Below are 23,042 nucleotides of genomic sequence, written 5' to 3'. Positions count from 1 at the left end.
ATCACTCGAGCATCTGGACGCGCAGCACGCGCTCCTCTCGCATGATGTGGATGATGAAAACCGTTGTGTCTGTATAGCGGTAGAAAATTCTGCAGGGTGGGACGACGATTTCGCGGTACACCGAGTGTGGAAGCTCATCAGGAACGCGGCCCGAGAGGGGGAAATCCACTAACCGTGAGATTGTTTCAACGACTCTTCTGACTAGTGCTCGCGCGGCATCCGGTTTGTCGAGGGCGATGTAGTGCGCGAGATCGTCGAGCTGCTCGAGGGCGGTGTTCGTCCAGACTATTTCAGCCATTTGCTCAGCCTTTCCTTGGCCTGCTCATGGTTCAGGGTGTTGCCCTCGATTACGGCACGTTCACCGCGAGCCAGAGCATCCAGAAGGGCGAGACGCTTCTGCATGAACTGGTAATCATCGACATCCACCAGATAAGCCGAAGGCATTCCATGTTCGGTGATCAGTACAGGTTCTTTGGACTCGTGAAGGTCGGCCAGAATCTTGGTGGCCTGTCGCTTCAGGTTGGTGACCAACTCGACTTTCATGGACGGTGCCCGCTGCGCAGATGAAAGTGCCACTTTAGTGATACTTTTCGGCCGTTACAATCAACGGGTCACTTTCTCGCCTTGAGCACCACAAACTTCGGATTGGCCGCCACCTGCTCGACGCCACGGAACAGGCGCGCCAGCTTGGCGTGATAGCCCAGGTGGCGATTGCCGACGATCCACAGTTCGCCGCCGGTGACCAGCGCCGCGCGGGCTTGCTGGAACATGCGCCAGGCGAGGAAATCGCCGACCACCTGTTGCTGGTGGAACGGCGGATTGCACAGCACCAGATCGAGCGAGTCGGCTGCTTGCTCGGCCAGGCCATCGCCGGCGCGGATCGTCACCGGTCGCTCGCCAAGGGCCGCCCGCCAGTTCTCCTGCGCCGATTGCACCGCCATATAGGACTCGTCCACCAGCGTCAGCTCTGCTTGTGGGCTGCCCAAGGCGTAGGCGATGCCGAGCACGCCGTTACCACAACCAAGATCGGCGACGCGACGCGCTTCCAGGTGGCGCGGCAGGTGCGGCAGGAAGGCGCGGGTGCCGATGTCCAGGCCGTCGCGGCAGAACACGTTGGCGTGGTTGATCAGCTCCAGCGCTGGTTTATCCAGGCGGTAGCGGGTGGGGTAGGGCGAGTGCGGTGCTGTCTTGGTTTCAGGCGTGGCCACGAGCAGCCGGGCCTTCTTCACCGCCAGCGAGGCTTGCACCGGGCCAATGTATTGCTCCAGCAGGTCACCGGCGGCACGCGGTAGGTGCTTGATCATCGCGCCGGCGACCACACGGGTATTCGGTGCCAGTTGGCCATGCAGGCGAATCAGCTGCTCCTCCAGCAATGCCAGGGTCTTCGGCACGCGGATCAGTACCCAGTCGAACGGCCCCTGCGGCGTTTCGCTGGATGCCACGAAGGGGACTGCCTCCACCGGCAGGCCGTTGCGCGCCAGGTTCTTTTGCAATGCCAGGTGGCCGAGGTGCGAGTCGCCACTGCTGGTCACCTGGCATTGCCCGGCCAGAGAGCAGGCGAGGGCGCCGAAGCTGTCATTGAGCACCAGCACCCGGCTTGCGACATCGATGCCCTGTTCGTGCAAATGACTCAACAGGTATTCGTCGGCAGCATCGAAGGCTTGCAGTGGTTCGTTCTGCTGTTCGGGCTGGCGAATCAGGTCGAGGGCGGCGAAGGGGGTGACGAGTGACGGCATGGCAGGCGTTTTCCGGAGGCGTGTGGAGCTGGCGCATCATAGCCGCTGGCGCCGATGCACCCCAACATTCCTGAAGGCGGCCACATGTGTCGCTGGACAAGTGTGAGCGCCAATGGCTAAGTCTCACACCAGTGGTCTGGCGGGCGATCTGCCGGCAGACCTTGGTGAGGCATGAGCGAGAGACAAGATTGAGCGTTTCCGAAGCAAGACCCATCCGGCGCCGTACGTTGCACAGCGAGATCGTCGACCATCTGCGTGAGCTGATCGTCAGCGGCGAGCTGGAGCCGGGTCAGAAAATCCCGGAGAAAGCCCTGTGCGAGCGCTTCGACATCTCACGCACCCCGCTGCGCGAGGCGCTCAAGGCATTGGCCGCCGAAGGCATGATCGAACTGCTGCCACAGCGCGGGGCCCGCGTGGTCACCATCACCGACGAGGAGTTACAGGAGCTGTTCCCGATCATCGCCAGCATCGAGGCGCTGGCTGGCGAGCTGGCCTGCGAAAAGATCAGTGATGCGCAGATCGACGCAATCCGCCAGATGCACGAGGACATGATCGAGGCCTATCGGGCGTCACGCTCGCTGGAGTATTCGCGGCTCAACCGAGCCATTCACTTCGCCATTTTCGAGGCGGCCGACAATGCGTCGCTGCTGGCGTTGTACCGCAACCTGGAACTGCGCATTCGTAACATCCGCCACACCGTGCGCCAGGCCCCGCGGGACTGGAAAGAGGCGGTGAGCGACCACGAGAAGATCCTTCAGGCCCTTGCTGCACGGGATGGCAGTCGGCTCGGCAAGATCATGCGTCAGCACGTGATGAACACCGCACGCACGGTGCGCCACTCCATCGACGAGCTGCAGGACTCGGCGTTCGTCAGCGATCAAGAATAGCCGTTCACTCTCGGTATAAATCTCTTTATGGGTGGGCGGTTTTGCGCCCGATATTCGAGCATTTGCAGGAAAAATTGCCCCATCCTCGTGCAATTAAAATGAATTCATTATTTATTATTCTTTTTTGTTGACGGTGCCGATTGCAGTCCCGCAGAGTGGCCTGGCGATGCTTGCTAGGGCACGCCGGCCCCCATCAAAGGGAGTCGTTGCGCGATAACAAAACAGGGGGCAAACCATGAAGAAGATTCTTGCGACTTCGTCGATGATGCTGATGTTTGCGGCGGCGGGTGTATCGGCAAAGGAAGGCACGCTGGAGAAAATCGCAGAGCTGGGGGAGATCAGCGTCGGTCACCGTGATGGGGCCGTGCCCTTTTCCTACTACGACGATCAGCAGCGCCCGATTGGCTATGCCATGGACCTGTGCGCGAAGGTTGTCGATGCCATCAAGCTCAAACTCGACGAGCCGGATCTGAAGGTCAGCTACCTGCCCGTGACCGGCGCCACCCGCATGCCGTTGTTGGCCAACGGCACTATCGACATGGAGTGTGGTACCACCACCAACAATGCCGAGCGTCAGCGTCAGGTGAGCTTCTCCAACACCTATTTCGTCGCGGGTGTGCGCATGCTGTCGAAGAAGAGCGCCCCCATCGAGACCATGGCTGATGCCAAGGGCAAGACCGTGGTCACCCTCGCTGGTACCACCAGCGTCAAGGTCATCAGCGACATCAATGCTGCGCAGAACCTCGGTCTCAACGTGCTGAGCGTCAAGGACCTGGCCGAAGGTATGCTCACCCTGCAGACCGAGCGCGCCGTGGCGCTGATCTTCGATGACGTGTCCATCGCTGGCGCTGCGGCCACTTCGAAGACCCCCGATGATTTTGTCATGTCGGCTGAACCGCTATCGGTCGAGCCATACGGCATCATGCTGCGTCGCAACGACGAGGCCTTCAAGGAGCTGGTAAATGCCACGCTCGACGAGCTGTACGCCAGTGGTGAAATCAACGCTATCTACGACAAGTGGTTCGTTCAGGCGATTCCGCCACGCGGCATCAACATGAACTTCCCGATGTCCAGCCAGTTGAAGAAAGTCATCGCCCAGCCCACCGACGACCCGAATCCCGAGTTGTATCGCTGATCGAGCGTCGCCGAACCCGGCCGGCATTCGCGCTGGCCGGGACATGACATGCACTGGACGGGCTAGGCCATGAGCTACAACTGGAACTGGTGGATCTTTTTCGAGCCTTCGCTCGATGGCACCAACACCTACCTGATGACGTTGATCTGGGGCGCCTGCTGGACGGTCGCCACGGCCATCGGCGCCTTCACTATTGCCCTGGTGCTCGGCTCGCTGGTCGGCGTGGCACGGACCTCGCCGCTAGGCTGGATGCGTGCGCTGGGCACCGGCTTCGTCGAACTGTTTCGCAACATCCCGCTGCTGGTGCAGATGTTCCTCTGGTACTTCGTGCTGCCGGAGCTGCTGCCGCCTGATCTGGGGCGCTGGTTCAAGCAGTTGCCGAATTCCGCGTTCTACACGGCGGTGATCTGCCTGGGTTGCTACCACGCCGCGCGCATGGCCGAAGTGGTGCGCGCTGGGCTGGAAAGCCTGTCTCGCGGGCAGCGCATGGCCGGTCTGGCCATGGGCCTGACGCTGGTGCAGACCTACCGTTATGTGCTGTTGCCGATGGCCTACCGCATCGTCGTGCCGGCCATCACCTCCGAGTTTCTCAGCTGCACCAAGAACACTTCCGTCGCCCTGGCCATCGGCCTGATGGAGCTGACCGGCAGCGCCCGCGCGATGCAGGAGAACAGCTTCCAGACCTTCGAGGCTTTCACGGCGGCAACCACCCTATACCTGGTGCTCAACCTGCTCATCGTCTTCGCCATGCGCGCCGTCGAACGCAAGGCCGCTGTGCCGGGCTACGGCCTGCGTAAGGAGAGCTGAAGATGTTTGGCAGTTTCGACCTGGGAGTGGTGGTCGACTCGCTCCCCTATCTGTTCTACACCGGCATGAGTTTCACCCTGACGCTCACGCTGTTCGCCACCATCGGCGGCATCTTCTTCGGTTCGCTGTTGGCGATCATGCGCCTGTCGCGTTATCGCGCGCTGTCGATGTTCGCGGGTGGCTACGTCAACCTGCTGCGTTCGCTGCCGCTGGTGCTGGTGATCTTCTGGTTCTACTTCATGGTGCCCTTCGTGGTGCAGTGGATCACCGGCGCGTCACGGCCTGTGCGCATCGACCCGTTCTGGTCGTCGGTGATCACTTTCACCCTGTTCGAGGCCTGTTACTTCTGCGAGATCATCCGCTCGGGTATCCAGTCGCTGCCCAGGGGCCAGACCCAGGCGTCGATGGCGCTAGGTATGACCGGCCGCCAGGGCCTGTTCTACGTGGTGCTGCCGCAAGCACTGCGCAACATGCTGCCGCTGATGCTGACGCAGACCATCGTGTTGTTCCAGGACACCTCGCTGGTCTACATCCTCTCGATCACCGACTTCCTCGGCGCGGCGGCGAAGATCGCCCAGCGCGACGGCCGCCTGCTGGAGATGTACGTCTTCGCCGCGCTGGTCTACTTCGTGATCTCCCTGCTCGCTTCCTATGCCGTACGCCGCCTGCAAAAGCGCGTCGCCATCATTCGCTAAGAGTGCCTTCGCCATGATAACCATCAGCGATGTCTGTAAATCCTACGGTTCGTTCCAGGTGCTGACGCACTGCTCGACCACCGTTGCCAAGGGCGAGGTGGTGGTGGTGTGTGGGCCTTCCGGTTCCGGCAAGTCCACCCTGATCAAGACGGTCAACGCGCTGGAGCCCATCGACAGCGGCGAGATCAGTGTCGATGGCGTCAGCGTCACCGCCAAGGGCACCAATCTGCCCAAGCTGCGCTCGCGCGTCGGCATGGTGTTCCAGCACTTCGAGCTGTTTCCGCACCTGTCCATCATGGAGAACCTTATGCTGGCGCAGATCAAGGTGCTCGGTCGCAGCAAGGTCGAGGCCGAGAAGAAGGGGCTGCAATTGCTCGAACGCGTCGGCCTCAAGGAGCAGGCGTACAAGCATCCGGGCCAGCTATCCGGCGGCCAGCAGCAGCGCGTGGCTATCGCCCGCGCCCTGGCCATGGACCCGGTGGTGATGCTGTTCGATGAACCGACCTCGGCGCTCGACCCAGAGATGGTCAACGAAGTGCTCGACGTCATGGTGCAACTCGCCCACGAAGGCATGACCATGATGTGCGTGACCCACGAGATGGGCTTCGCGCGCAAAGTCGCCGACCGGGTGATCTTCATGGACGCCGGACAGATCGTCGAAGACTGCCCTAAGGAGGAGTTCTTCGGCGACATCAACGCCCGCTCCGATCGCGCCCAGCAGTTCCTGTCGAAAATTCTCTCTCACTGACGCCGGACGAAAACCATGGAAATGCCCAACGAGCAGCAACTGCTGGCGATGGCGGCTGCGCGCGGCGCTGCGCTGCGTGACGGACGCGTGGTGCTCTACGCCGGTGCCAACCTGCCCAGCGAGGAGGCTCAGCAGGCCTACAGCGTCGAGCTTAGCGCCTACCCGGCGATGGGGCCGAGCTACGCCAAGGAACAGCCTGATACCGATCTGGTCTCTGGCCTCGAAGTGGCCGTGCGCGAGCGCATCTGCAGCCTGTTCGGCGCCGCGTGGGCCGAGCCGCGACTGCCCAGTTGCACCATCGCCAACCTGGCTGTGTTTCATGCTTTCAGTCGGCCGGGCGACCTGTTGCTGGCGCCGGCCGCGGCTCATGGCGGGCACCTCAGCCAGCGCCGTGGTGGTACGCCGGAGCTGGCCGGGCTGCGGGTTGCCGAGCTGCCGTTCGACAGCCGCCGCTGCCGCCTGGATGCTCAAGCTGCTGCCGAGCAGGTACGCACGCTGCGCCCGTCGCTGGTGATGCTGGGGCGCTCGGTGATCATCACGCCCGACGACATCCAACCGGTGGTGGCTGCCGCGCGCGAGGTGGGTACCAAGACCATCTTCGACGCCTCGCACGTGTCCGGGTTGATCGCGGGCGGCACCTTCCCCAATCCGCTGGCGCTGGGTGTCGATATCCTCACCAGCTCCACCTACAAGACCCTGCCGGGCCGGCCGCACAGCCTGATCGCCGGTGGCAATGCCGAGGACGGCGAACGCCTGGCACGGTTCATCGACCGCGCGCTGCTGGCCAACTACGACGCCGGCAAGCTGCCGTCCTTCCTGGTCACCCTGCAGCAGGCTGAAGCCGATGGCGGCGCCTACGCTCGTCGCATCTGCACGGCCAGCCAGACTTTCGCCGAAGTGCTGCGCGAGCTGAACGTGAGTGTGATAGCGCCGGTCGCAGGCGAGATCTTCACCCATCAGGTGCTGGTGCCGATGAGTTCGGTCAGAGACGCCGCGGCGACGATCAAGGCGCTGGAGCAGGAGGGCATTCTGGTCGGTACCTGCAACGACCCGACGACCCCGGGGGCTTATGCCCTGCGTGTCGGCACTCAGTTCGTCATCGCCCGTGGGCAGGATGAGCAGGTGCCGAACATTGCTCGCTGGCTGGCGGCAGCCCTGCGCCGCGAGCCGGATGGGCGCATGACCGTGGCCTGATGCCCCTGCGATCTGCCGGTTTTTGTCGTCTGCCTTTTGCGCGACACTGCCGACATCATTCGCTCAGGAGCTTCGCATGACCGTCAGCGATGACAAGTTCACCCGTCAGACCCTGCTTGATGTGCAGACGCTGACGCCGAGTCTGTTCACCCTGCGCACCACGCGCGATGCGGGTTTTCGTTTCCGTGCCGGGCAGTTCGTTCGCCTCGGCGTGGAAAAGGCCGACGGTTCGTTGGTGTGGCGCGCCTACTCACTGGTTTCCGCGCCGCACGACGAACATCTGGAATTCTTCTCCATCGTCGTGCCGGGCGGCGAGTTCACCAGCGAACTCAGCCGTCTGCGCGTCGGCGACAGCCTGCTGGTGGAGAAAATGGCCACCGGTTATCTGACCCTCGATCGCTTCGTCGATGGCCGCGACCTCTGGTTGCTCGGCAGCGGCACCGGCATCGCGCCGTTCCTGTCGATCCTGCAGGACTTCGAAGTCTGGCAGCGCTTCGAGCGCATTGTGCTGGTGTATAGCGCGCGCAGTGTCGCCGAGCTGGCTTATCAGCCGATGATCCGGGGTTTCGCCGAGCTAGAGCACCTGTCTGAGTTCGCCGACAAGCTCACCTACCTGCCGGTGGTCACCCGTGAGCAGGCGCCGGGCTGCCTGAATGCGCGTATCACCGAGCTGCTCGACAACGGCGAGCTGGAGCGGGCAGCAGGCCTTGAGCTGACTCCCGAACACTCGCGGGTGATGATTTGCGGCAATCCGCAGATGATCGACGACATTCGCCAGCGGCTGAAGGCGCGCGGTCTTAACCTGAGCCTGACCCGTAGGCCGGGTCAGGTGGCGGTGGAAAACTACTGGTGATCAGTCTGCGCGGATCGCCTTGATCCGATGCTCCCAGCGGCGCTTGGCGAAGCGGCGCATGTTGGGGATGTCGTCGGTTTCATCGAGGATCGGTTTCCCGATGATGGTTTCCATGATGTCTTCCAGCGTCACCAGACCGCGCCAGCTACCGAATTCGTCGTACACCAGGCACATGTGCTGACGCTCCTGCATGAGCAGGGTCATCAGGTTTTCCACGTTCATGCTTTCCGGCACGACCTTGAGCGGCTTCATGATCTGAGTGATCGGCTCGCCATCGTTCTCCGCGGCCAGTGCGTCGTAACGGAACACCACGCCCAGCGGCGATTCGTCTTCGCCGATTACCGGGTAACGGGAGAACTGACTCTCGCGGGCACGCGCCTTGAAAGCGGCGATCGACTCATCTGGTGCGGCGGATTCGCAGACGATGCGCGGGGTCATGATGTCGCGCAGACGAATTTCGTGGAGATCGAGAATGTTGCTGATCACTCGGTGCTCGTCTTCGTCGAGCTTGCCCACTTCGCGGCCTAGCAGGGTCAGCGCCTTGATTTCCTGGCGAATGTCGTGCTCCGGCTCCTTGCCGCCGAACAGGCGCATGATCAGGTCCGACATCACGATGAACGGCTTGAGCAGCAGGATCATCGCCCGCAGCAGGCCCGGCAGGATGGGCGCCAGGGTACGCCAGTAGCGGGCACCGATGGTCTTCGGCAGAATCTCCGAGAGCACCAGAATCAGCAGGGTCATGACTGCGGAGGCGATACCCAGGTAACCATCGCCAAAGACGATCGCCACCTGCGCGCCAACACCGGTCGCACCGACGGTATGTGCCACCGTATTCAGGGTCAGGATGGCCGCCAGCGGCTGGTCGATCTTGTCTTTGAGTTCTTTCAGCCGTTCGTACAGCAGCGGTTTTTCGACCTTCTGCTGAGCGATGTAACTGGGCGTGAGGGAGAGCAGGGCGGCTTCGAGGATGGAACAGATGAACGAAACCAGAATGGAGAGGACAGCGAACGCTATCAGGAGTGTCATGTAGGGGGATAAGTAGCCAATGGCCCGCCAATTTAACGCAAGCACCGTGGAAAAAGCAGAAAAGCTGCAACATTTCATTTCGTGGTTCTGGCGCAGGCAGCGTTCGCTGGCCCGACCTCTTGCGGAGCCAGATATCACCGACTGCACCTGGCCAAGCTTCGACTAGGCTAAAAGAACAATCTCCGGGGAGGGTCCTCCATGCCGCTTGAACATCACCCGCTAAATCGAGAGTTTCCTCAGCATCACGATGCGCTGCGCCAACTGATGCAGAGTGACCCGCACTTTCCTCGCCTGGCAGGTGAGTACGAGGCGTTGGACAAGCGCATCTACGAAATCGAAGACGGTCGCGAGACCGCTGATGACCTGGTCTTGCAGGGACTCAAACTGCAGAGGGTGGGGCTCAAGGATGAGATCGCCGAACTACTGCGTAAGGCAGGCGGTGCTTGATCTTGATCAAATGAAGGGTCGACGTGTGGCGCTAGGCTGGAGCCATCTTTCTTGTCAGAGGCTCCATCATGCACGTCGACCATCACCCGCTGGTTCATGACTTCCCCGAACTGCGCACCGAACTACAGCGTCTGCGCCAGAGCGATGAACAGTTCTCTCGTCAGGCCGAAGAATACGAAGCGCTGGACAAGCGTATTTGCCGTATCGAGGACGGTATCGAGCTGCTCGACGACGTCACCCTCAGCGCCTTGAAACTCAACCGCGTCGCGCTCAAGGACGAACTGGCGCGTCAGCTCAAGCGTGCCTCCGGGCAGTGCTGTGGCTGTGGCAACGGCTGCCGCGGTTGAGCACTCGGAAGCATGCGGTGCGCACGGGCACTCTACGAGGTCGCTACCGGTAGGGTGCGCCGCACGCACCGGCCCTCCCGGATTTCATCCGGGCTACGTCATCGGAGCTGACAGGCTTCAATGCACGGGCGGGTTGATCAGATAGGTGAGTAGCCCGTCCGCCTCATCTTCCGTCCAGACCGCCCGCGGCGGTCTCGGTAACTCGCTCATCAACTGCTGCCAGAAGGCCAGAGCCACGTCGTCCTGGCGGTAGAAGCGCACCAGCCAGGTGCTACCGTCGCCCATCGCCTGTTGCACCAGCGCGCGGCCGATACCCAGCCGGCGGTAGCGCTTGAGGATGAACAGGTCGGCGAACTCCGGCGCATCGATGTCGGGCAGTTCGCTGCGCTCGACCAGCAGGAAACCGGCGATGAAACCATCGGCCAGGATCAGGCTGGCGCTCCAGCCAGGCTCCTGCCAATAGCGCTGCAGGTGCTCGTCATGGATGTAGAAACGGCCGTCGACCTCGACGTCTTCCTGCTCCCAGTCCGAGCTGTCGTAGGAGTAGAACTGGTAAAGGTTGCGGATCAGCGGTAACTGCTCGGCAGTGGTGGGTAGCAGTTCGATCTGCATGGCGTTCCCTGGTGAAGATCAGTGTCGATGGTCTGTAAATCTATCCAGTAGTTCGGTATCGTTCCAGCCTTCGCTCAACAGGCAGGACGATTTCCCCATGGCCAAGGCTAAACGCATGTACGGCTGCACCGAGTGCGGCGCCACCTTTCCCAAGTGGGCGGGGCAGTGCGGTGAGTGCGGCGCCTGGAATACCCTGGTGGAAACCGTGGTCGAGGGCGCGACGCCCAGCGGGCGTGCCGGCTGGGCAGGCGACAAGGCCAACATAAAGACTCTGGCTGAGGTCAGTGTCGAAGAAATTCCGCGTTTTTCCACTGCCTCCGGTGAACTGGATCGGGTGCTTGGCGGTGGTCTGGTGGACGGCTCGGTGGTGTTGATCGGCGGCGATCCCGGTATCGGCAAATCGACCATCCTGCTGCAGACCTTGTGCAACATCGCCCAGCGCTTTCCGGCGCTGTACGTCACCGGTGAGGAGTCGCAGCAACAGGTGGCCATGCGTGCACGGCGCCTGGACCTGCCGCAGGACAAGCTCAAGGTGATGACCGAGACCTGCATCGAGTCGATCATCGCCACCGCCCGCCAGGAAAAGCCCAAGGTCATGGTGATCGACTCGATCCAGACTATCTTCACCGAACAGCTGCAGTCGGCTCCCGGTGGTGTGGCCCAGGTGCGCGAAAGTGCGGCGCTGCTGGTGCGCTTCGCCAAGCAGAGCGGCACGGCGATCTTTCTCGTCGGTCACGTGACCAAGGAAGGTGCGCTGGCCGGGCCGCGTGTGCTGGAGCACATGGTCGATACCGTACTGTATTTCGAGGGTGAATCCGACGGTCGTCTGCGCCTGCTGCGGGCGGTGAAGAACCGCTTCGGCGCGGTCAACGAACTGGGCGTGTTCGGCATGACCGACAAGGGCCTCAAGGAGGTTTCCAACCCGTCGGCGATCTTCCTCACCCGCGCTCAGGAGTCGGTGCCCGGCAGCGTGGTGATGGCCACTTGGGAGGGCTCGCGGCCGATGCTGGTGGAGGTGCAGGCTCTGGTCGACACCAGCCATCTGGGCAACCCGAGGCGCGTCACCCTGGGCCTGGATCAGAATCGTCTGGCCATGCTCCTGGCGGTGCTGCATCGTCACGGTGGCATTCCCACCTATGACCAGGACGTCTTCCTCAACGTGGTCGGCGGGGTCAAGGTGCTGGAGACGGCCTCCGACCTGGCGCTGATGGCGGCGGTGATATCCAGCCTGCGCAACCGGCCGCTGGAGCACGACCTGCTGGTGTTCGGCGAGATCGGCCTGTCCGGCGAGATCCGCCCGGTGCCGAGTGGTCAGGAGCGTTTGAAGGAGGCCGCCAAGCACGGCTTCAAGCGCGCCATCGTACCCAAGGGCAATGCGCCGAAGGAGGCGCCAGCGGGGTTGCAGGTCATCGCCGTGACGCGCCTGGAACAGGCGCTGGATGCATTGTTCGAGTGACGAGCGTTGCGGCTGAAGCCTCTTTCATCGATCCAAGCGGCAAAGCGCATCGCCGGCAAGCCGGCCCCTACCGTTTTGTCGCTCGGATGAAGTCCGTGTGCATGGCCAATATCCCCCTGATTGCATCCGGGCTACGAGTGTCCTGTGGTGCGGCGTTCTGCCGCGACTGGGCTCCGGCGGAAATTGATTCAGGTCAATAGGTAGCAGGCTATCGGCGCGCAGCATGAAGGCGTATCCAAACGAGGAGACACCATCATGTTCCTGTTCTTCGATTTCTTTTCCCGAGCCTTCAATTTCGACGCCAAGGCCGTCGAGTCGCGCGATGCACGTCGTGAGGCGCAACGCATCCAGGCGCGACGTCAGCGTCGCCAGGAAGCCGAGGCTGCCTGCCGCGTCCACTGAGTTGCGCAGTGCGATGTCTAGGCGCAGGCAGGCAATGGTGCCGTCGAGCATCTTCCGGTAGGGTTCGGACACTCGCCACACAGCCAGGCGATAATCGCCAGGTTCTAGGTCCGAACCCGCTTAACGCCCCCTTCACTGAAACCCTTGCAAAGCATGCTTGACGTGTCCTTTCGTCGGGAGCGCGGGCGCGCTATGGTGTCGGCCGCCCACTGGGCCAGGTTTCGCGCCGCGCGTCTTGTGGCGTGTTCATTCGTGGCTGTTGCCCGATGCTTCGCGAGGACCAATCGCATGCCGCCATCCGCTGTTCCCGTCACCGTGCTCACCGGCTTTCTCGGTGCCGGCAAGACCACCCTGCTGCACCATATGCTCAAGGTCGAGCACGGTTTGCGCCTGGCGGTGATCGAGAACGAATTCAGCGCCACGCCCATCGACGGCCAGTTGCTCGGCGATGAGCCGGTGAAGCTGGTCACTCTGGCCAACGGTTGCGTGTGCTGCTCGATTCATGTCGAGCTGGAGAAGGCACTGTTTCTGTTGCTAGACAAGCTCGACAGCGGCGAGCTGGCCTTCGACCGTCTGGTGATCGAGTGCACTGGTCTGGCCGATCCGGCGCCTGTTGCGCAGACTTTCTTCGCCGTCGAGGAGTTGGGAGCGCGCTATCGACTCGACGGTATCGTCACCCTGGTCGATGCGGTCAATGCTGAGCGTCACCTGAGCGAGAGCATCGCCCAGGCCCAAGTCGGTTTCGCCGATTTGCTCCTGCTGAGCAAGACCGATCTGGCCGATGCAGACAGCGTCGAGGCGCTGCGAGCTCGTTTGCAGCGCATCAATCGGCGCGCGCCGATCGAGGTGGTCGAGCATGGCCGTATCGATCTTGCAGCGCTACTCGATCTGCGTGGCTTCGAACTCGATCCCACGCCGGATCGCGGCCTGAGCTTGCGTCCGCTGGTGGCGGCGAGCAAGACACCAGATCGCATTCGCACACTGGTGCTGGAGAGCGCCGAGCCGGTCGATCTGGAGCGCCTCAGCGCATTCATGGAAGGTTTGCTGGCGCGCTTCGGCGATGCACTGCTGCGCTACAAGGGCGTGTTGGCCGTGGCAGGGGAGCCGCGTCGCCTGGTATTTCAGGGCGTATTGCAGCTCTACAGCTTCGATTGGGACAGTGAGTGGGCAGCGGACGAGGCGCGCGAAAGCGTGCTGGTGTTCATTGGTGACAACCTGCCCGAGGACGAAATCCGCCAGGGTTTCACTGAAACGCTCGGGCAGCCTTGATCAGGGTTTGTCGCCGAGGGCGGCGAGCTCCCGTTCCAGCAGGCTCTCGTCGCCCAGATTGAGCTCCACCAGACGACGCAGATGGCTGATCGAATCCAGATCGATATGGCGGCAGACGAAGCCGAGATAACCGGCCTGGGTTCGGGTCAGCAGAACCTCCATCTTTACCCGCGCCTCGTCGCCGAGCTGGATCTGCGCTTCGAACGGCTGATCCGGGTCAGCGTTCCAGTTTGCCGGTGTTTCCACCATCAGGCCCTTGAGCGACAGGTCATGCAGCACCGCCGACCAGCGCCGTTCGCCTTGCACGAGCACGGTGGGGGCGTCGAAGGCGATGCGCTGAAAGCGCCGACGCTCGTTGGCTGTATCACTCATTCCCGAACTCCGATCTGCAGGTTTCCCAACACTATAGCCAAGGCGGCTGTCGGCGGTCTCGAATTGTGTCGAGTTGCACGAACGGTAGCGCGGGTTGTTTGACAGCTGGGGTGACCTGACCAAAGCTCCTTATGCAGTTTCAATCATTCGATATGACGGGGCGATAGCTATGAGCAAGCGAATGTTGGGCAAGGGTTTGATCTTTGGTGTCCTGAGCATGGCCAGCGTTGGCGCGTTCGCTGATGCGGCCGGGGGCAATGGCTGTGGCTGGGGCAACATGCTGTTCGAAGGGCAGCGTGGCATTGCGCCACACTTCCTGGCCACCACCACCAACGGTACCTTCGGCAATGCCACCTTCGGCATGACCTCCGGTACCAACGGCTGCGATACCAGCGGCGCGCTGGGCTATAACGGACGCTCCATGCTGGCGATGAACGGTATGCTCGATTCCATCGCTGAAGACATGGCCATGGGTCAGGGCGAGGCGCTGGATGCCTACGCGACTTTGCTGGGCGTCGAGTCCAAGGACCGTGCGCACTTCGCCAAGGTCACCCACGACAATTTCGGCAGCATTTTCAGCCAAGCCGATGCCACCAGCGAGCAGGTGCTGGCCGCTACCCTCGATGTGATGAGCCGTGACGCGCAGCTGGCGCGCTACGTGAAGCAACCCGCATAACACGTCTGCTTCGTTGTCGGTGCGCACGGCGCACCCTTCGGCTTCGAGCAGATCCGCGGACTTGTAGGGTACTTCGTGCGCACCGGCTGCATGCCATACACGACAAGGAAATCGACCAGGCAAAAAGAAGCCCGCCAATTGGCGGGCTTCTTCGTTTCAGGTGCTGCCTTAGTTGCCGTAGACCGGGAACTTGGTGCACAGGGCTTTGACCTGCTCACGCACGCGGCCTTCGACGTCGTCGTTACCGATGTTGGCCAGCACGTCGCAGATCCAGCCCGCCAGTTGACGGCACTCGTCTTCCTTGAAGCCGCGAGTGGTCACGGCTGGGGTGCCAATACGCAGGCCGGAGGTGACGAACGGCGAGCGCGGGTCGTTCGGTACGCTGTTCTTGTTCACGGTGATGAAGGCGCGGCCCAGGGCTGCGTCTGCGTCCTTACCGGTGATGTCTTGCTTGATCAGCGAGAGCAGGAACAGGTGGTTCTCGGTACCGCCGGAAACGACGTCATAACCGTTGTCGATGAACACCTGAGCCATGGTCTGGGCGTTCTTGATCACTTGAGCCTGGTAAGCCTTGAATTCAGGCTGCAGGGCTTCCTTGAAGCACACCGCCTTGGCAGCGATGACGTGCTCCAGCGGGCCACCCTGGCCGCCCGGGAAGACGGCGGAGTTGAATTTCTTCTCCAGTTCTTCGTTCTTGCGCGCCAGGATCAGGCCGCCGCGCGGGCCGCGCAGGGTCTTGTGGGTGGTGGTGGTGACCACGTCGGCGAACGGCACCGGGTTCGGGTACAGGCCGGCGGCAACCAGGCCCGCTACGTGGGCCATGTCGACGAACAGGTAGGCACCGACCTTGTCGGCAATCGCGCGGAAGCGCGGGAAGTCCAGCACCTGCGAGTAGGCGCTGAAGCCGGCGATGATCATCTTCGGCTTGTGTTCGACGGCCAGGCGCTCGACTTCGTCGTAGTCGATCAGGCCTTGGTCGTTGATGCCGTACTGCACGGCGTTATAGATCTTGCCAGAGAAGCTGACGCTGGCGCCGTGGGTCAGGTGGCCGCCGTGGGCCAGGCTCATGCCCAGCACGGTGTCGCCAGCATTGAGCAGGGCCATGTACACGGCGCTGTTGGCCTGGCTGCCGGAGTGCGGTTGGACGTTGGCGTAGTCGGCGCCGAACAGCTCCTTGGCGCGGTCGATGGCGAGTTGCTCGACCACGTCGACGTATTCGCAGCCACCGTAGTAGCGCTTGCCTGGGTAACCTTCGGCGTACTTGTTGGTCAGCACGCTGCCCTGGGCTTCCATCACCGCCGGGCTGGTGTAGTTTTCCGAGGCGATCAGCTCGATGTGCTCTTCCTGGCGCTGAGCTTCCTGCTCCATCGCGGTAAAGAGTTCGGCGTCATAACGAGCGAGGGTCAAATCACGGCTGAACATGGCGGTCCCCTGAAATCAGCTGGGCGGTAGAAAGAGGGGGCGGATTCTACCGCAAAGGTCGCATTCAGGCATATGAAGGTCGGTCATGAGGCAGACAAATGGCCCTCATGCGGGGTTCGCCTGGCTCAGTCGAGCATGAACAGCGCGGTGCCGCTGAACTGTGCGGTGAGCTGTTGCGCGGGCATCGGCCTGCCCAGCAGGTAGCCCTGTACCTCATCGCAGTCGTGCTCGCGAAGGAAGTCCAACTGCTCCTGCGACTCGACACCTTCGGCGATCACGGCCAGGTTCAGGCTGTGGGCCATGGCGATGATCGCGCGCGCGATCTGCGCATCCTGCTCGCCCTCCGGCAGGCCGTCGACGAAGCTGCGGTCGATCTTCAGCACGTCGATGGGGAACTGCTTGAGGTAGTTCAGCGACGAGTAGCCGGTGCCGAAGTCATCCACCGCGATGCACAGGCCCAGTTGCTTCAGGTCGGCCAGGGTTTGCATGGCGCTGGCGACATCGCGCATCAGGATGCTTTCGGTCAGCTCCACTTCGAGGCAGGCCGGCGGGATGGACGTTCTGGCGATGATGGTCGAGATACGTGCAGTCAGATCTCCTTCGGCGAACTGACGAGCGGAGAGGTTGACCGAGACCTTGGGGATGCGAATCTTTTCTTCGTGCCAGGCCTTGAGCTGACGGCAGGCTTCCTCCAGCACCCATTCACCGACTTGTACCACCAGACCGAGCTCTTCCAGGACTGGAATGAAGTCATTGGGTGGCACCAGGCCGCGGGTCGGATGATTCCAGCGCAGCAGGGCTTCCACGCCGGTCAGGCGGCGGCCGTCGCCGGAGAACTGCGGTTGGTAATGCAGCACGAACTGGCCCTGCTCCTGGGCGTGGCGCAGGTCGCTTTCCAGCTCCAGGCGCTCCAGGGCGCTGGCGTTCATGTCGGCCTGGTAGAACTGGAAGTTGTTCTTGCCGCGCTCCTTGGCGTGGTACATCGCGGTGTCGGCGTTCTTCATCAACTGGCTCAGCTCGTCACCGTCCTGCGGGGCGAGGGCGATGCCGATACTGGCGGTGACGAAGAACTCGCGGCCTTCGAGCACGAAGGGGCGGGCCAGGCTGGAGAGGATCTGCTCGGCGACATGAATGGCACGATTCAGCGCGCCTTCTCGGGTGGCACGCGGCTGCAGGAGCAGGGTGAACTCGTCGCCGCCCATGCGCGCCACGGTGTCGTCACCGTCGACGCAGGCCGACAGGCGCACGGCTACGTCCTTGAGCATGCGGTCGCCGGCAGCGTGACCCAGTGAGTCGTTGATCGGCTTGAAGCGGTCGAGGTCAAGGAACATCAGCACCACCCATTCGTCGTGCCGATCTGCATGCTGCAGGGTACTGTGCAGGCGATCCTGGAACAGGGTGCGGTTGGGCAGATGGGTCAGGGCGTCGTAATACGCCAGGCGATGGATGCGCTGTTCGCTGGCCTTGCGCTCGCTGATGTCGCTGAAGAAGCACACATAGCTGACCAGGTCGCCTTCCTCGTCGTGTACCGCGGTGATGCCGACCCAGGCCGGGAAGTTCTCGCCACCCTTGCGCTTGAGCCACACCTCGCCCTCCCAGCTGCCGCGTTGGTTGAGCTGGCCGAGGATGTACTGCATGTGGGTCGCCTGCTGACGGTCGGCGGTCAGCATGCCTGGTAGTTGATCGAGCACCTGGCCGGCGGAATAGCCGCTGATGCGACTGAACGCCTTGTTGACCTGAACGATGTAACCGGCCGGATCGGTGACCAAAATCGCCGCAGTGGAGTGCTCGAATACCGTGGCCGCCATGCGCAGGTCTTTTTCCGCGCGCCGTTGCTGGCTGATATCGCGACCGACACCGAGGATGCCCTCGAAGCGGCCACTCTCGTCCCACATCAGCACCAGGCGCAGCTCCACCGGGATCTTGCGACCATCGGAGCGCATGCAGTCGAAGACGAACAACTGGTCCGGCAGTTCTTCACGTAAGCGGTTGAGTCGGTCGCGCTCGCCAAGTGCATCGCGGATGCGTTCGAGCAGCAGATTGAGGCCGCTCAGCTGCTGTGGATTGGCCGCAAGGTTGAAGATGCTGTTGCTCATCACCCAGTCGGCGGAATAGCCGAGTACCGGTTCGACTGAGGGGCTGACATAGTTGAGGTTGAGCGCGCTATCAGTAGACACGATCATATCGCTGATGCTTTCTGCCAGCAGGCGGTAGCGCTGTTCGCTGTCACGCAGCGACTGGTTGCGCTCGATCTGTTCGGTGATGTCCTTGGCCACGCCGATCAGGCGGCTGACGCGGCCGCGCTCGTCACGCGCCAGCGCCTGCTCGCGAATGCTGAACCAGTGCCATTGGCCATTGCGGTGGCGCCAGCGCAGTACCGATTCGAGCAACAGGCCGTCGCCCACCACTTTCTGCAGGTTGCGGATGCGCCAGTAGTACTCGGCGTCGTCCGGGTGCAGCACCTGCTCCCAGAAATCCTCGCGCATGCCCCTGAGCTCGGCCTTGCTGTAGCCCAGTTGCAGGCCGAGGCTGTGGTTGCTGAACAGCACCTGCTTGTTCTGCATGTCATGCACGTAGAGCAGGTCCGGTACCGAGCGCACCACTTCCGACCAGAAGCGCTCGCGCTCGATCAGCGACAGCTCGATGCGCTTGCGGCTGGTGATGTCGCTGATGCTCAGGGTGACTGCCTGGTAGTCCTGGATCATTTCCGGCAGGCGCAGCACCAGCCACACGTGGCGCTGCAGACCCTGTGCGGTCACCAGCTGGGTTTCCAGCTCCACCAGGTTGGGGCCTTCGAGCACGGCCACGGCCAGGCGATAACGCAGGTCGTCCGGCTGTACCGGACCGTTGCCGATCAGTTGCTGCCAGGCCTGTTCGGTGGACTTCACCCCGAGCAGGTTGAGAGCCACTTGGTTAGCCTCGGTGATGTGCAGTTGATCGAGCAGCAGGTCCTGATGCCCGGCATCGGCCTGCAACCAACGCTGCAGCCCTGCGGCGTCGCGCAATTTGTGTTGCAGCAGGACGCTGCGCAGACCGGAGAGGTCGAGCACGCACAGCGCCACGCCGGTGCCTTCGAAGATGTCCTGATAGCGCCTGCGGGTCTCTTGCAGGACACGCATCGCCTGTTGCTCGTCGGTGACGTCACGCAGCACCCAGACGTAACCGGCCTGCCGGCCGACACCACTGATATCGCTGCGGGTCACGGCAAACAGGCGCGCGCGCCCATCGTCTTCCACTCTGACCAGCTCCGGCCCCAGGTCAGGGGTCAGTTGCGGGCTGTTGAGCAGCAGTGGGTCGAGGTCGGGTAGCAGATCGAGCAGGTGGACATCCCATGCAGCTTCACTGCTCAGGCCGAACAAGGCTTCGGCCTGCGGGTTGAGGTAACGCAGCTTGCCGTCGGCCTGGGTCACCAGGATGCGTTCTTCGACGGCACCAAGCGCGCTGGCCGCCTGGCGCAGTGAGCGGCGTGATTCGGTGTTCAGGCGCTGCAGGCGACGCTGCTCACGCTGCAGACCATAAAGCGCCAGCAGGGTGAGCAGGCTGCACAAGGCGAACAGCAGGAACTTGCCTGCCAGGGTTGGCATCAGTTCATTGCCGACGCGATCCGCGTCGAACAGTGCACGCAGTTGCCAGTCGCTGCCAGGCAGGGCGATCAGTTCCAGGCTCTGCGCCTGCTCGGCTGCGGTAACCGGGGTGACGATGCTGCCTGCCTGCTGCAGGTCATCGGCGCGCGCGATGACGCGCTGGCTGAGGACGTCTTCGAGCAGCCACCTGTGCTCGCTCTGATGTTGCTCGCGCAGCCAACTGCGCAACGCGCTGGTGCGCATGCGCAACACGCGGTGGCTGTCGTCGGACTGGCGCAGCAACAGATACAGGGTGCCGCCGTCCTGCGCGCTGAAGGCGAAGTGATAGGACGCGGAGTCGCTGCGCTGCAACTGGTTGCGAATGAAGCTGAGGTCGCGCGACTCGCTGGCGCTGTCGGCCAACAACTGCCCGTGGGTGTCGAGCCAGGCCAAGCTGTTCAAGGTCGGGAAGATGCTGCGCAGTAGTGTGACCAACTCGTCGTCGCTACTGTCGCGCGCCGCTGCGCTCTGCAGCATCGCTTGGCCTGCCTGGGCCTTGAGGCGCATGTTCAGGCTCACATGTCTGGCCAGCTGGGCGCTGTAGCCCTGGCTCAGTTGCTTCTGGCTGTCGAGCAACTGGCGGTATTCCTGCGTCAGCTGCCAGGCCAACAGGGCCAGGATAGCCAGAACCAGTACCACCAGTGCACGCCGCAACGCTTCGCGACGCTTCGGCGCGCGCGGCTCGCCGGAAGGAGAAGACGGCAGGGAGGAGGGGATCGACACGTTCTGTGAACCTGCAGCTAGTGCTGGGCTAGTGTAGCGTTGTGGCGCGCGAGCATGCCTGCGCTCGCGCGAGCCGGCTAGCATGCCTGCAAATGTGGCCAAGTGCCAGTTGCGCCGACGAGCGTAGGTTTGCCCTGTCACGTACATTGCGGTAGCTTTGCGCCGCGCGCGTGAACTGTCCGCGCGTTACTTGGCGTTCGCCTCCGCAGGGGCTAAGGTCTCTGCACATTGCGTACGCGTAGGTGGTGTGAAAACTGATGGCTAGCGCACGTTAACGACCCTGCTTCTCGGTAGGAACGGCTTCAGCCGCGAATTTCGCGGATAAATCCGCTCCTACAAGGTGTACAACAGCTAACGCGAACATAGCCAAGAGATTGCGCCCTCGACGCAGTCATCATGTTTTCACGCGACCTGCATGGCGCGCCGTTTCCAGCTCCCAATTCTCACCAGTCAGGTTTTCCATGGCTCAGTACGTCTACAGCATGCATCGGGTCAGCAAAGTTGTCCCGCCGAAACGTGAAATTCTCAAGGACATCTCTCTGTCCTTCTTCCCGGGCGCCAAGATCGGCGTACTGGGCCTCAACGGTGCCGGTAAGTCCACGCTGCTGCGCATCATGGCCGGCGTCGACACCGAGATCGATGGCGAGGCCCGTCCGATGCCAGGCATCAAGGTCGGCTACCTGCCGCAGGAGCCGCAGCTCGACCCGAGCAAGACCGTGCGCGACATCGTCGAAGAGGCCGTAGGCGAGATCAAGCAGGCCCAGGCGCGTCTCGACGAAGTGTATGCCGCTTACGCCGAGCCGGATGCCGACTTCGACGCGCTGGCTGCCGAACAGGCCAAGCTCGAAGCCATTCTGCAGGCGTCCGATGGTCACAACCTCGAACGCCAACTGGATGTCGCCGCCGACGCCCTGCGCCTGCCGGCCTGGGACGCGAAGATCGAACACCTGTCCGGTGGTGAGAAGCGTCGCGTGGCGCTGTGCCGCCTGCTGCTGTCGGCACCCGACATGCTGCTGCTCGACGAGCCGACCAACCACCTGGATGCCGACTCGGTGGCCTGGCTGGAGCGCTTCCTGCACGATTTCCCCGGCACCGTGGTGGCCATCACCCACGACCGTTACTTCCTCGACAACGTCGCCGGCTGGATTCTCGAGCTCGACCGCGGTCATGGCATCCCCTACGAGGGCAATTACTCCGGTTGGCTGGAATCGAAGGCGAACCGCCTGGCTCAGGAAGCCAAGTCCGAGGCCTCGCATGCCAAGGCCATGAAAGCCGAGTTGGAATGGGTTCGTCAGGGCGCCAAGGCACGTCAGTCCAAGTCCAAGGCGCGTCTGCAACGCTTCGAGGAAATGCAATCGCAGGAATTCCAGAAGCGCAGCGAGACCAACGAGATCTACATCCCTGCCGGGCCGCGCCTGGGCGACAAGGTCATCGATTTCGTCAATGTGTCGAAGTCCTTCGGTGACCGCGTGCTGATCGACGACCTGTCCTTCAGTATTCCGAAAGGCGCCATCGTCGGCGTGATCGGCGGTAACGGTGCGGGTAAATCGACCCTGCTGCGCATGATCACCGGCAAGGAGCAACCGGACGCAGGCCGGATCGAGATCGGTGAGACCGTGCAGATTGCCAGCGTCGAGCAGAGCCGCGAGGCGCTCGAAGGCAACAAGACCGTGTGGGAGCAGATCTCCGACGGCTTCGACATGATCAAGGTCGGCAACTACGAGGTGCCGTCACGCGGTTACGTTGGTCGCTTCAACTTCAAGGGCGCCGACCAGCAGAAGTTCGTCAAGGATCTCTCTGGTGGTGAGCGCGGTCGCCTGCACATGGCGCTGACCCTGAAGCAGGGCGGCAACGTGCTGCTGCTCGACGAACCGTCCAACGACCTCGACGTGGAAACCCTGCGTGCGCTGGAAGAAGCGCTGCTGGACTTCCCTGGCGCCGCCATCGTGATTTCCCACGATCGCTGGTTCCTCGACCGTATCGCCACGCACATCCTCTCCTACGAGGACGATGGCAAGGTCAACTTCTTCGAAGGTAACTACACCGAGTTCGAGGCCGACCGCAAGAAACGCCTGGGCGATGCCGCCGCGCAGCCGCACCGCGTGCGTTACAAGAAGCTGACGCAGTAAGCGTTCGCCAGATGAAAAACGGAGCCTTCGGGCTCCGTTTTTCGTTTCAACATGCCAGCGACGTCAGCCTGCGGGCCTTGTCTTGTAGGGCGCGCCGTGCGCACCAGTTGCACGGGAATATCGGTGCGCACAGTGCACCCTACGTGCTCAGAGTCTGGCCAGCAGGCTCTCTAGCGCCCTGGCCTGATCCTCGGCCAGGTCGATGATGTGAAAGCCTGCCCAGCAGTGCTGGCCATCGGCGCCAGGGCGGCTCCATAGGCAGTCGGCACCCAGGCGCACCTCCTGAACCTCATCGCTACCGGAGGTGCCGACCAGCCGGCACTGCAGCACCGCGTCTGCGGTCTGCGGCGTATCGCTGAACAACATGAAGCCATCGGCAGACAGGTCAACGATGCGGCCCAGGCGCTGCCCGCTGTTCAGGTCGAAGACCTCCAGCTGCATTTCGGTGCCATGGCGGCTGTGTTGGCGACGCTCTTCCATGGA

At 62.5% G+C, this 23,042-nt stretch carries 23 protein-coding genes; 14 read left to right on the top strand and 9 right to left on the bottom strand.

Translation table 11 applies throughout. The features are described 5' to 3' along the window. Position 1 precedes the first annotated feature (1 nt). The 3 genes from BM059_RS01345 to BM059_RS01335 form a co-directional block, all read right to left on the bottom strand. Positions 2 to 298: a type II toxin-antitoxin system RelE/ParE family toxin gene (locus BM059_RS01345; RefSeq protein ID WP_074936193.1), complete on the bottom strand. Its 297-nt coding sequence runs from the start codon at positions 296 to 298 to the stop codon at positions 2 to 4. Beyond that, on the bottom strand, positions 286 to 543 hold the full coding sequence (locus tag BM059_RS01340) for a type II toxin-antitoxin system Phd/YefM family antitoxin (protein WP_021487971.1): 258 nt from the start codon (positions 541 to 543) through the stop codon (positions 286 to 288). The genes BM059_RS01345 and BM059_RS01340 overlap by 13 nt, the downstream gene beginning before the upstream one ends. 68 nt (positions 544 to 611) lie before the next feature. Further along, a complete protein-coding gene (locus tag BM059_RS01335; RefSeq protein ID WP_074936191.1) occupies positions 612 to 1,736 on the bottom strand; it encodes a methyltransferase in 1,125 nt (374 codons plus the stop codon). A 188-nt stretch (positions 1,737 to 1,924) separates the two neighbouring features. Between BM059_RS01335 and BM059_RS01330 the strand changes: the two genes are divergently transcribed. From BM059_RS01330 to BM059_RS01300, 7 genes are all read left to right on the top strand, one after another. After that, positions 1,925 to 2,623, top strand: a complete 699-nt coding sequence (locus BM059_RS01330) for a GntR family transcriptional regulator (RefSeq protein ID WP_074936190.1) — start codon at positions 1,925 to 1,927, stop codon at positions 2,621 to 2,623. 235 nt (positions 2,624 to 2,858) lie between these two features. Beyond that, positions 2,859 to 3,758 (top strand): transporter substrate-binding domain-containing protein, encoded by a 900-nt coding sequence (locus BM059_RS01325; protein WP_074936188.1) that lies wholly within the window; start codon positions 2,859 to 2,861, stop codon positions 3,756 to 3,758. Between the two features lie 69 nt (positions 3,759 to 3,827). Then, entirely contained in the window at positions 3,828 to 4,565 is a 738-nt protein-coding gene (locus BM059_RS01320; RefSeq protein WP_037000756.1) for an amino acid ABC transporter permease, read from the top strand. A 2-nt stretch (positions 4,566 to 4,567) separates the two neighbouring features. Further along, on the top strand, positions 4,568 to 5,260 hold the full coding sequence (locus BM059_RS01315) for an amino acid ABC transporter permease (RefSeq protein WP_074936186.1): 693 nt from the start codon (positions 4,568 to 4,570) through the stop codon (positions 5,258 to 5,260). 13 nt (positions 5,261 to 5,273) lie between these two features. Next, entirely contained in the window at positions 5,274 to 6,008 is a 735-nt protein-coding gene (locus BM059_RS01310; RefSeq protein WP_037000754.1) for an amino acid ABC transporter ATP-binding protein, read from the top strand. A 15-nt stretch (positions 6,009 to 6,023) separates the two neighbouring features. Continuing rightward, positions 6,024 to 7,202: a glycine hydroxymethyltransferase gene (locus BM059_RS01305; RefSeq protein WP_074936185.1), complete on the top strand. Its 1,179-nt coding sequence runs from the start codon at positions 6,024 to 6,026 to the stop codon at positions 7,200 to 7,202. Positions 7,203 to 7,278: 76 nt separating this feature from the next. Beyond that, on the top strand, positions 7,279 to 8,055 hold the full coding sequence (locus BM059_RS01300) for a ferredoxin--NADP reductase (protein WP_074936182.1): 777 nt from the start codon (positions 7,279 to 7,281) through the stop codon (positions 8,053 to 8,055). Here BM059_RS01300 and BM059_RS01295 read toward each other — a convergent pair whose 3' ends face one another. Then, a complete protein-coding gene (locus BM059_RS01295) occupies positions 8,056 to 9,081 on the bottom strand; it encodes a CNNM domain-containing protein (RefSeq protein WP_037000751.1) in 1,026 nt (341 codons plus the stop codon). Positions 9,082 to 9,279: 198 nt separating this feature from the next. Between BM059_RS01295 and BM059_RS01290 the strand changes: the two genes are divergently transcribed. Together BM059_RS01290 and BM059_RS01285 are read left to right on the top strand one after the other, a co-directional pair. Further along, entirely contained in the window at positions 9,280 to 9,528 is a 249-nt protein-coding gene (locus BM059_RS01290; protein ID WP_037000750.1) for an HP1242/YdcH family protein, read from the top strand. Between the two features lie 68 nt (positions 9,529 to 9,596). Then, entirely contained in the window at positions 9,597 to 9,875 is a 279-nt protein-coding gene (locus BM059_RS01285; protein ID WP_074936180.1) for an HP1242/YdcH family protein, read from the top strand. Positions 9,876 to 9,992: 117 nt separating this feature from the next. On the opposite strand, the gene BM059_RS01280 is transcribed toward BM059_RS01285, so the two are convergent. Next, complete coding sequence (locus BM059_RS01280) at positions 9,993 to 10,487, bottom strand: GNAT family N-acetyltransferase (protein WP_074936179.1); 495 nt, start codon at positions 10,485 to 10,487, stop codon at positions 9,993 to 9,995. Positions 10,488 to 10,584: 97 nt separating this feature from the next. Between BM059_RS01280 and radA the strand changes: the two genes are divergently transcribed. The 3 genes from radA to yjiA all read left to right on the top strand — a co-directional run bounded on the left by radA (position 10,585) and on the right by yjiA (position 13,614). Beyond that, positions 10,585 to 11,943 carry a DNA repair protein RadA gene (gene radA / locus BM059_RS01275; RefSeq protein ID WP_074936177.1) on the top strand — a complete coding sequence of 453 codons (1,359 nt, stop codon included), beginning with the start codon at positions 10,585 to 10,587 and terminating at the stop codon, positions 11,941 to 11,943. 255 nt (positions 11,944 to 12,198) lie between these two features. Beyond that, positions 12,199 to 12,345 carry a hypothetical protein gene (locus tag BM059_RS25355; RefSeq protein WP_167364549.1) on the top strand — a complete coding sequence of 49 codons (147 nt, stop codon included), beginning with the start codon at positions 12,199 to 12,201 and terminating at the stop codon, positions 12,343 to 12,345. A gap of 288 nt (positions 12,346 to 12,633) precedes the next feature. After that, entirely contained in the window at positions 12,634 to 13,614 is a 981-nt protein-coding gene (gene yjiA / locus BM059_RS01270) for a GTPase (protein ID WP_074936176.1), read from the top strand. Here the strand turns inward: yjiA and BM059_RS01265 are convergent, their stop codons facing one another. Further along, positions 13,615 to 13,986 (bottom strand): PilZ domain-containing protein, encoded by a 372-nt coding sequence (locus tag BM059_RS01265; RefSeq protein ID WP_037000745.1) that lies wholly within the window; start codon positions 13,984 to 13,986, stop codon positions 13,615 to 13,617. 169 nt (positions 13,987 to 14,155) lie between these two features. On the opposite strand from BM059_RS01265, the gene BM059_RS01260 reads away from it, so the two are divergent. Next, the gene (locus BM059_RS01260; protein ID WP_037000744.1) at positions 14,156 to 14,662 is read left to right on the top strand and encodes a DUF3015 domain-containing protein; all 507 of its coding nucleotides are present in this window, start codon (positions 14,156 to 14,158) and stop codon (positions 14,660 to 14,662) included. 168 nt (positions 14,663 to 14,830) lie between these two features. On the opposite strand, the gene glyA is transcribed toward BM059_RS01260, so the two are convergent. Both glyA and BM059_RS01250 read right to left on the bottom strand, forming a co-directional pair. Beyond that, a complete protein-coding gene (gene glyA, locus BM059_RS01255; RefSeq protein ID WP_074936174.1) occupies positions 14,831 to 16,084 on the bottom strand; it encodes a serine hydroxymethyltransferase in 1,254 nt (417 codons plus the stop codon). A gap of 125 nt (positions 16,085 to 16,209) precedes the next feature. Further along, complete coding sequence (locus BM059_RS01250; RefSeq protein ID WP_074936787.1) at positions 16,210 to 20,346, bottom strand: sensor domain-containing protein; 4,137 nt, start codon at positions 20,344 to 20,346, stop codon at positions 16,210 to 16,212. Between the two features lie 545 nt (positions 20,347 to 20,891). Between BM059_RS01250 and ettA the strand changes: the two genes are divergently transcribed. Beyond that, on the top strand, positions 20,892 to 22,559 hold the full coding sequence (gene ettA, locus BM059_RS01245) for an energy-dependent translational throttle protein EttA (protein ID WP_037000742.1): 1,668 nt from the start codon (positions 20,892 to 20,894) through the stop codon (positions 22,557 to 22,559). Positions 22,560 to 22,706: 147 nt separating this feature from the next. On the opposite strand, the gene BM059_RS01240 is transcribed toward ettA, so the two are convergent. Beyond that, positions 22,707 to 23,039 carry a PilZ domain-containing protein gene (locus BM059_RS01240; RefSeq protein WP_074936173.1) on the bottom strand — a complete coding sequence of 111 codons (333 nt, stop codon included), beginning with the start codon at positions 23,037 to 23,039 and terminating at the stop codon, positions 22,707 to 22,709. Between the last annotated feature and the right edge of the window lie 3 nt (positions 23,040 to 23,042).

Source organism: Ectopseudomonas composti, assembly GCF_900115475.1.
Classification (GTDB): domain Bacteria; phylum Pseudomonadota; class Gammaproteobacteria; order Pseudomonadales; family Pseudomonadaceae; genus Aquipseudomonas; species Aquipseudomonas composti.
The sequence above is the reverse complement of the archived record's forward strand: the minus strand, read 5'-3'. Positions and strand labels throughout refer to the sequence as shown.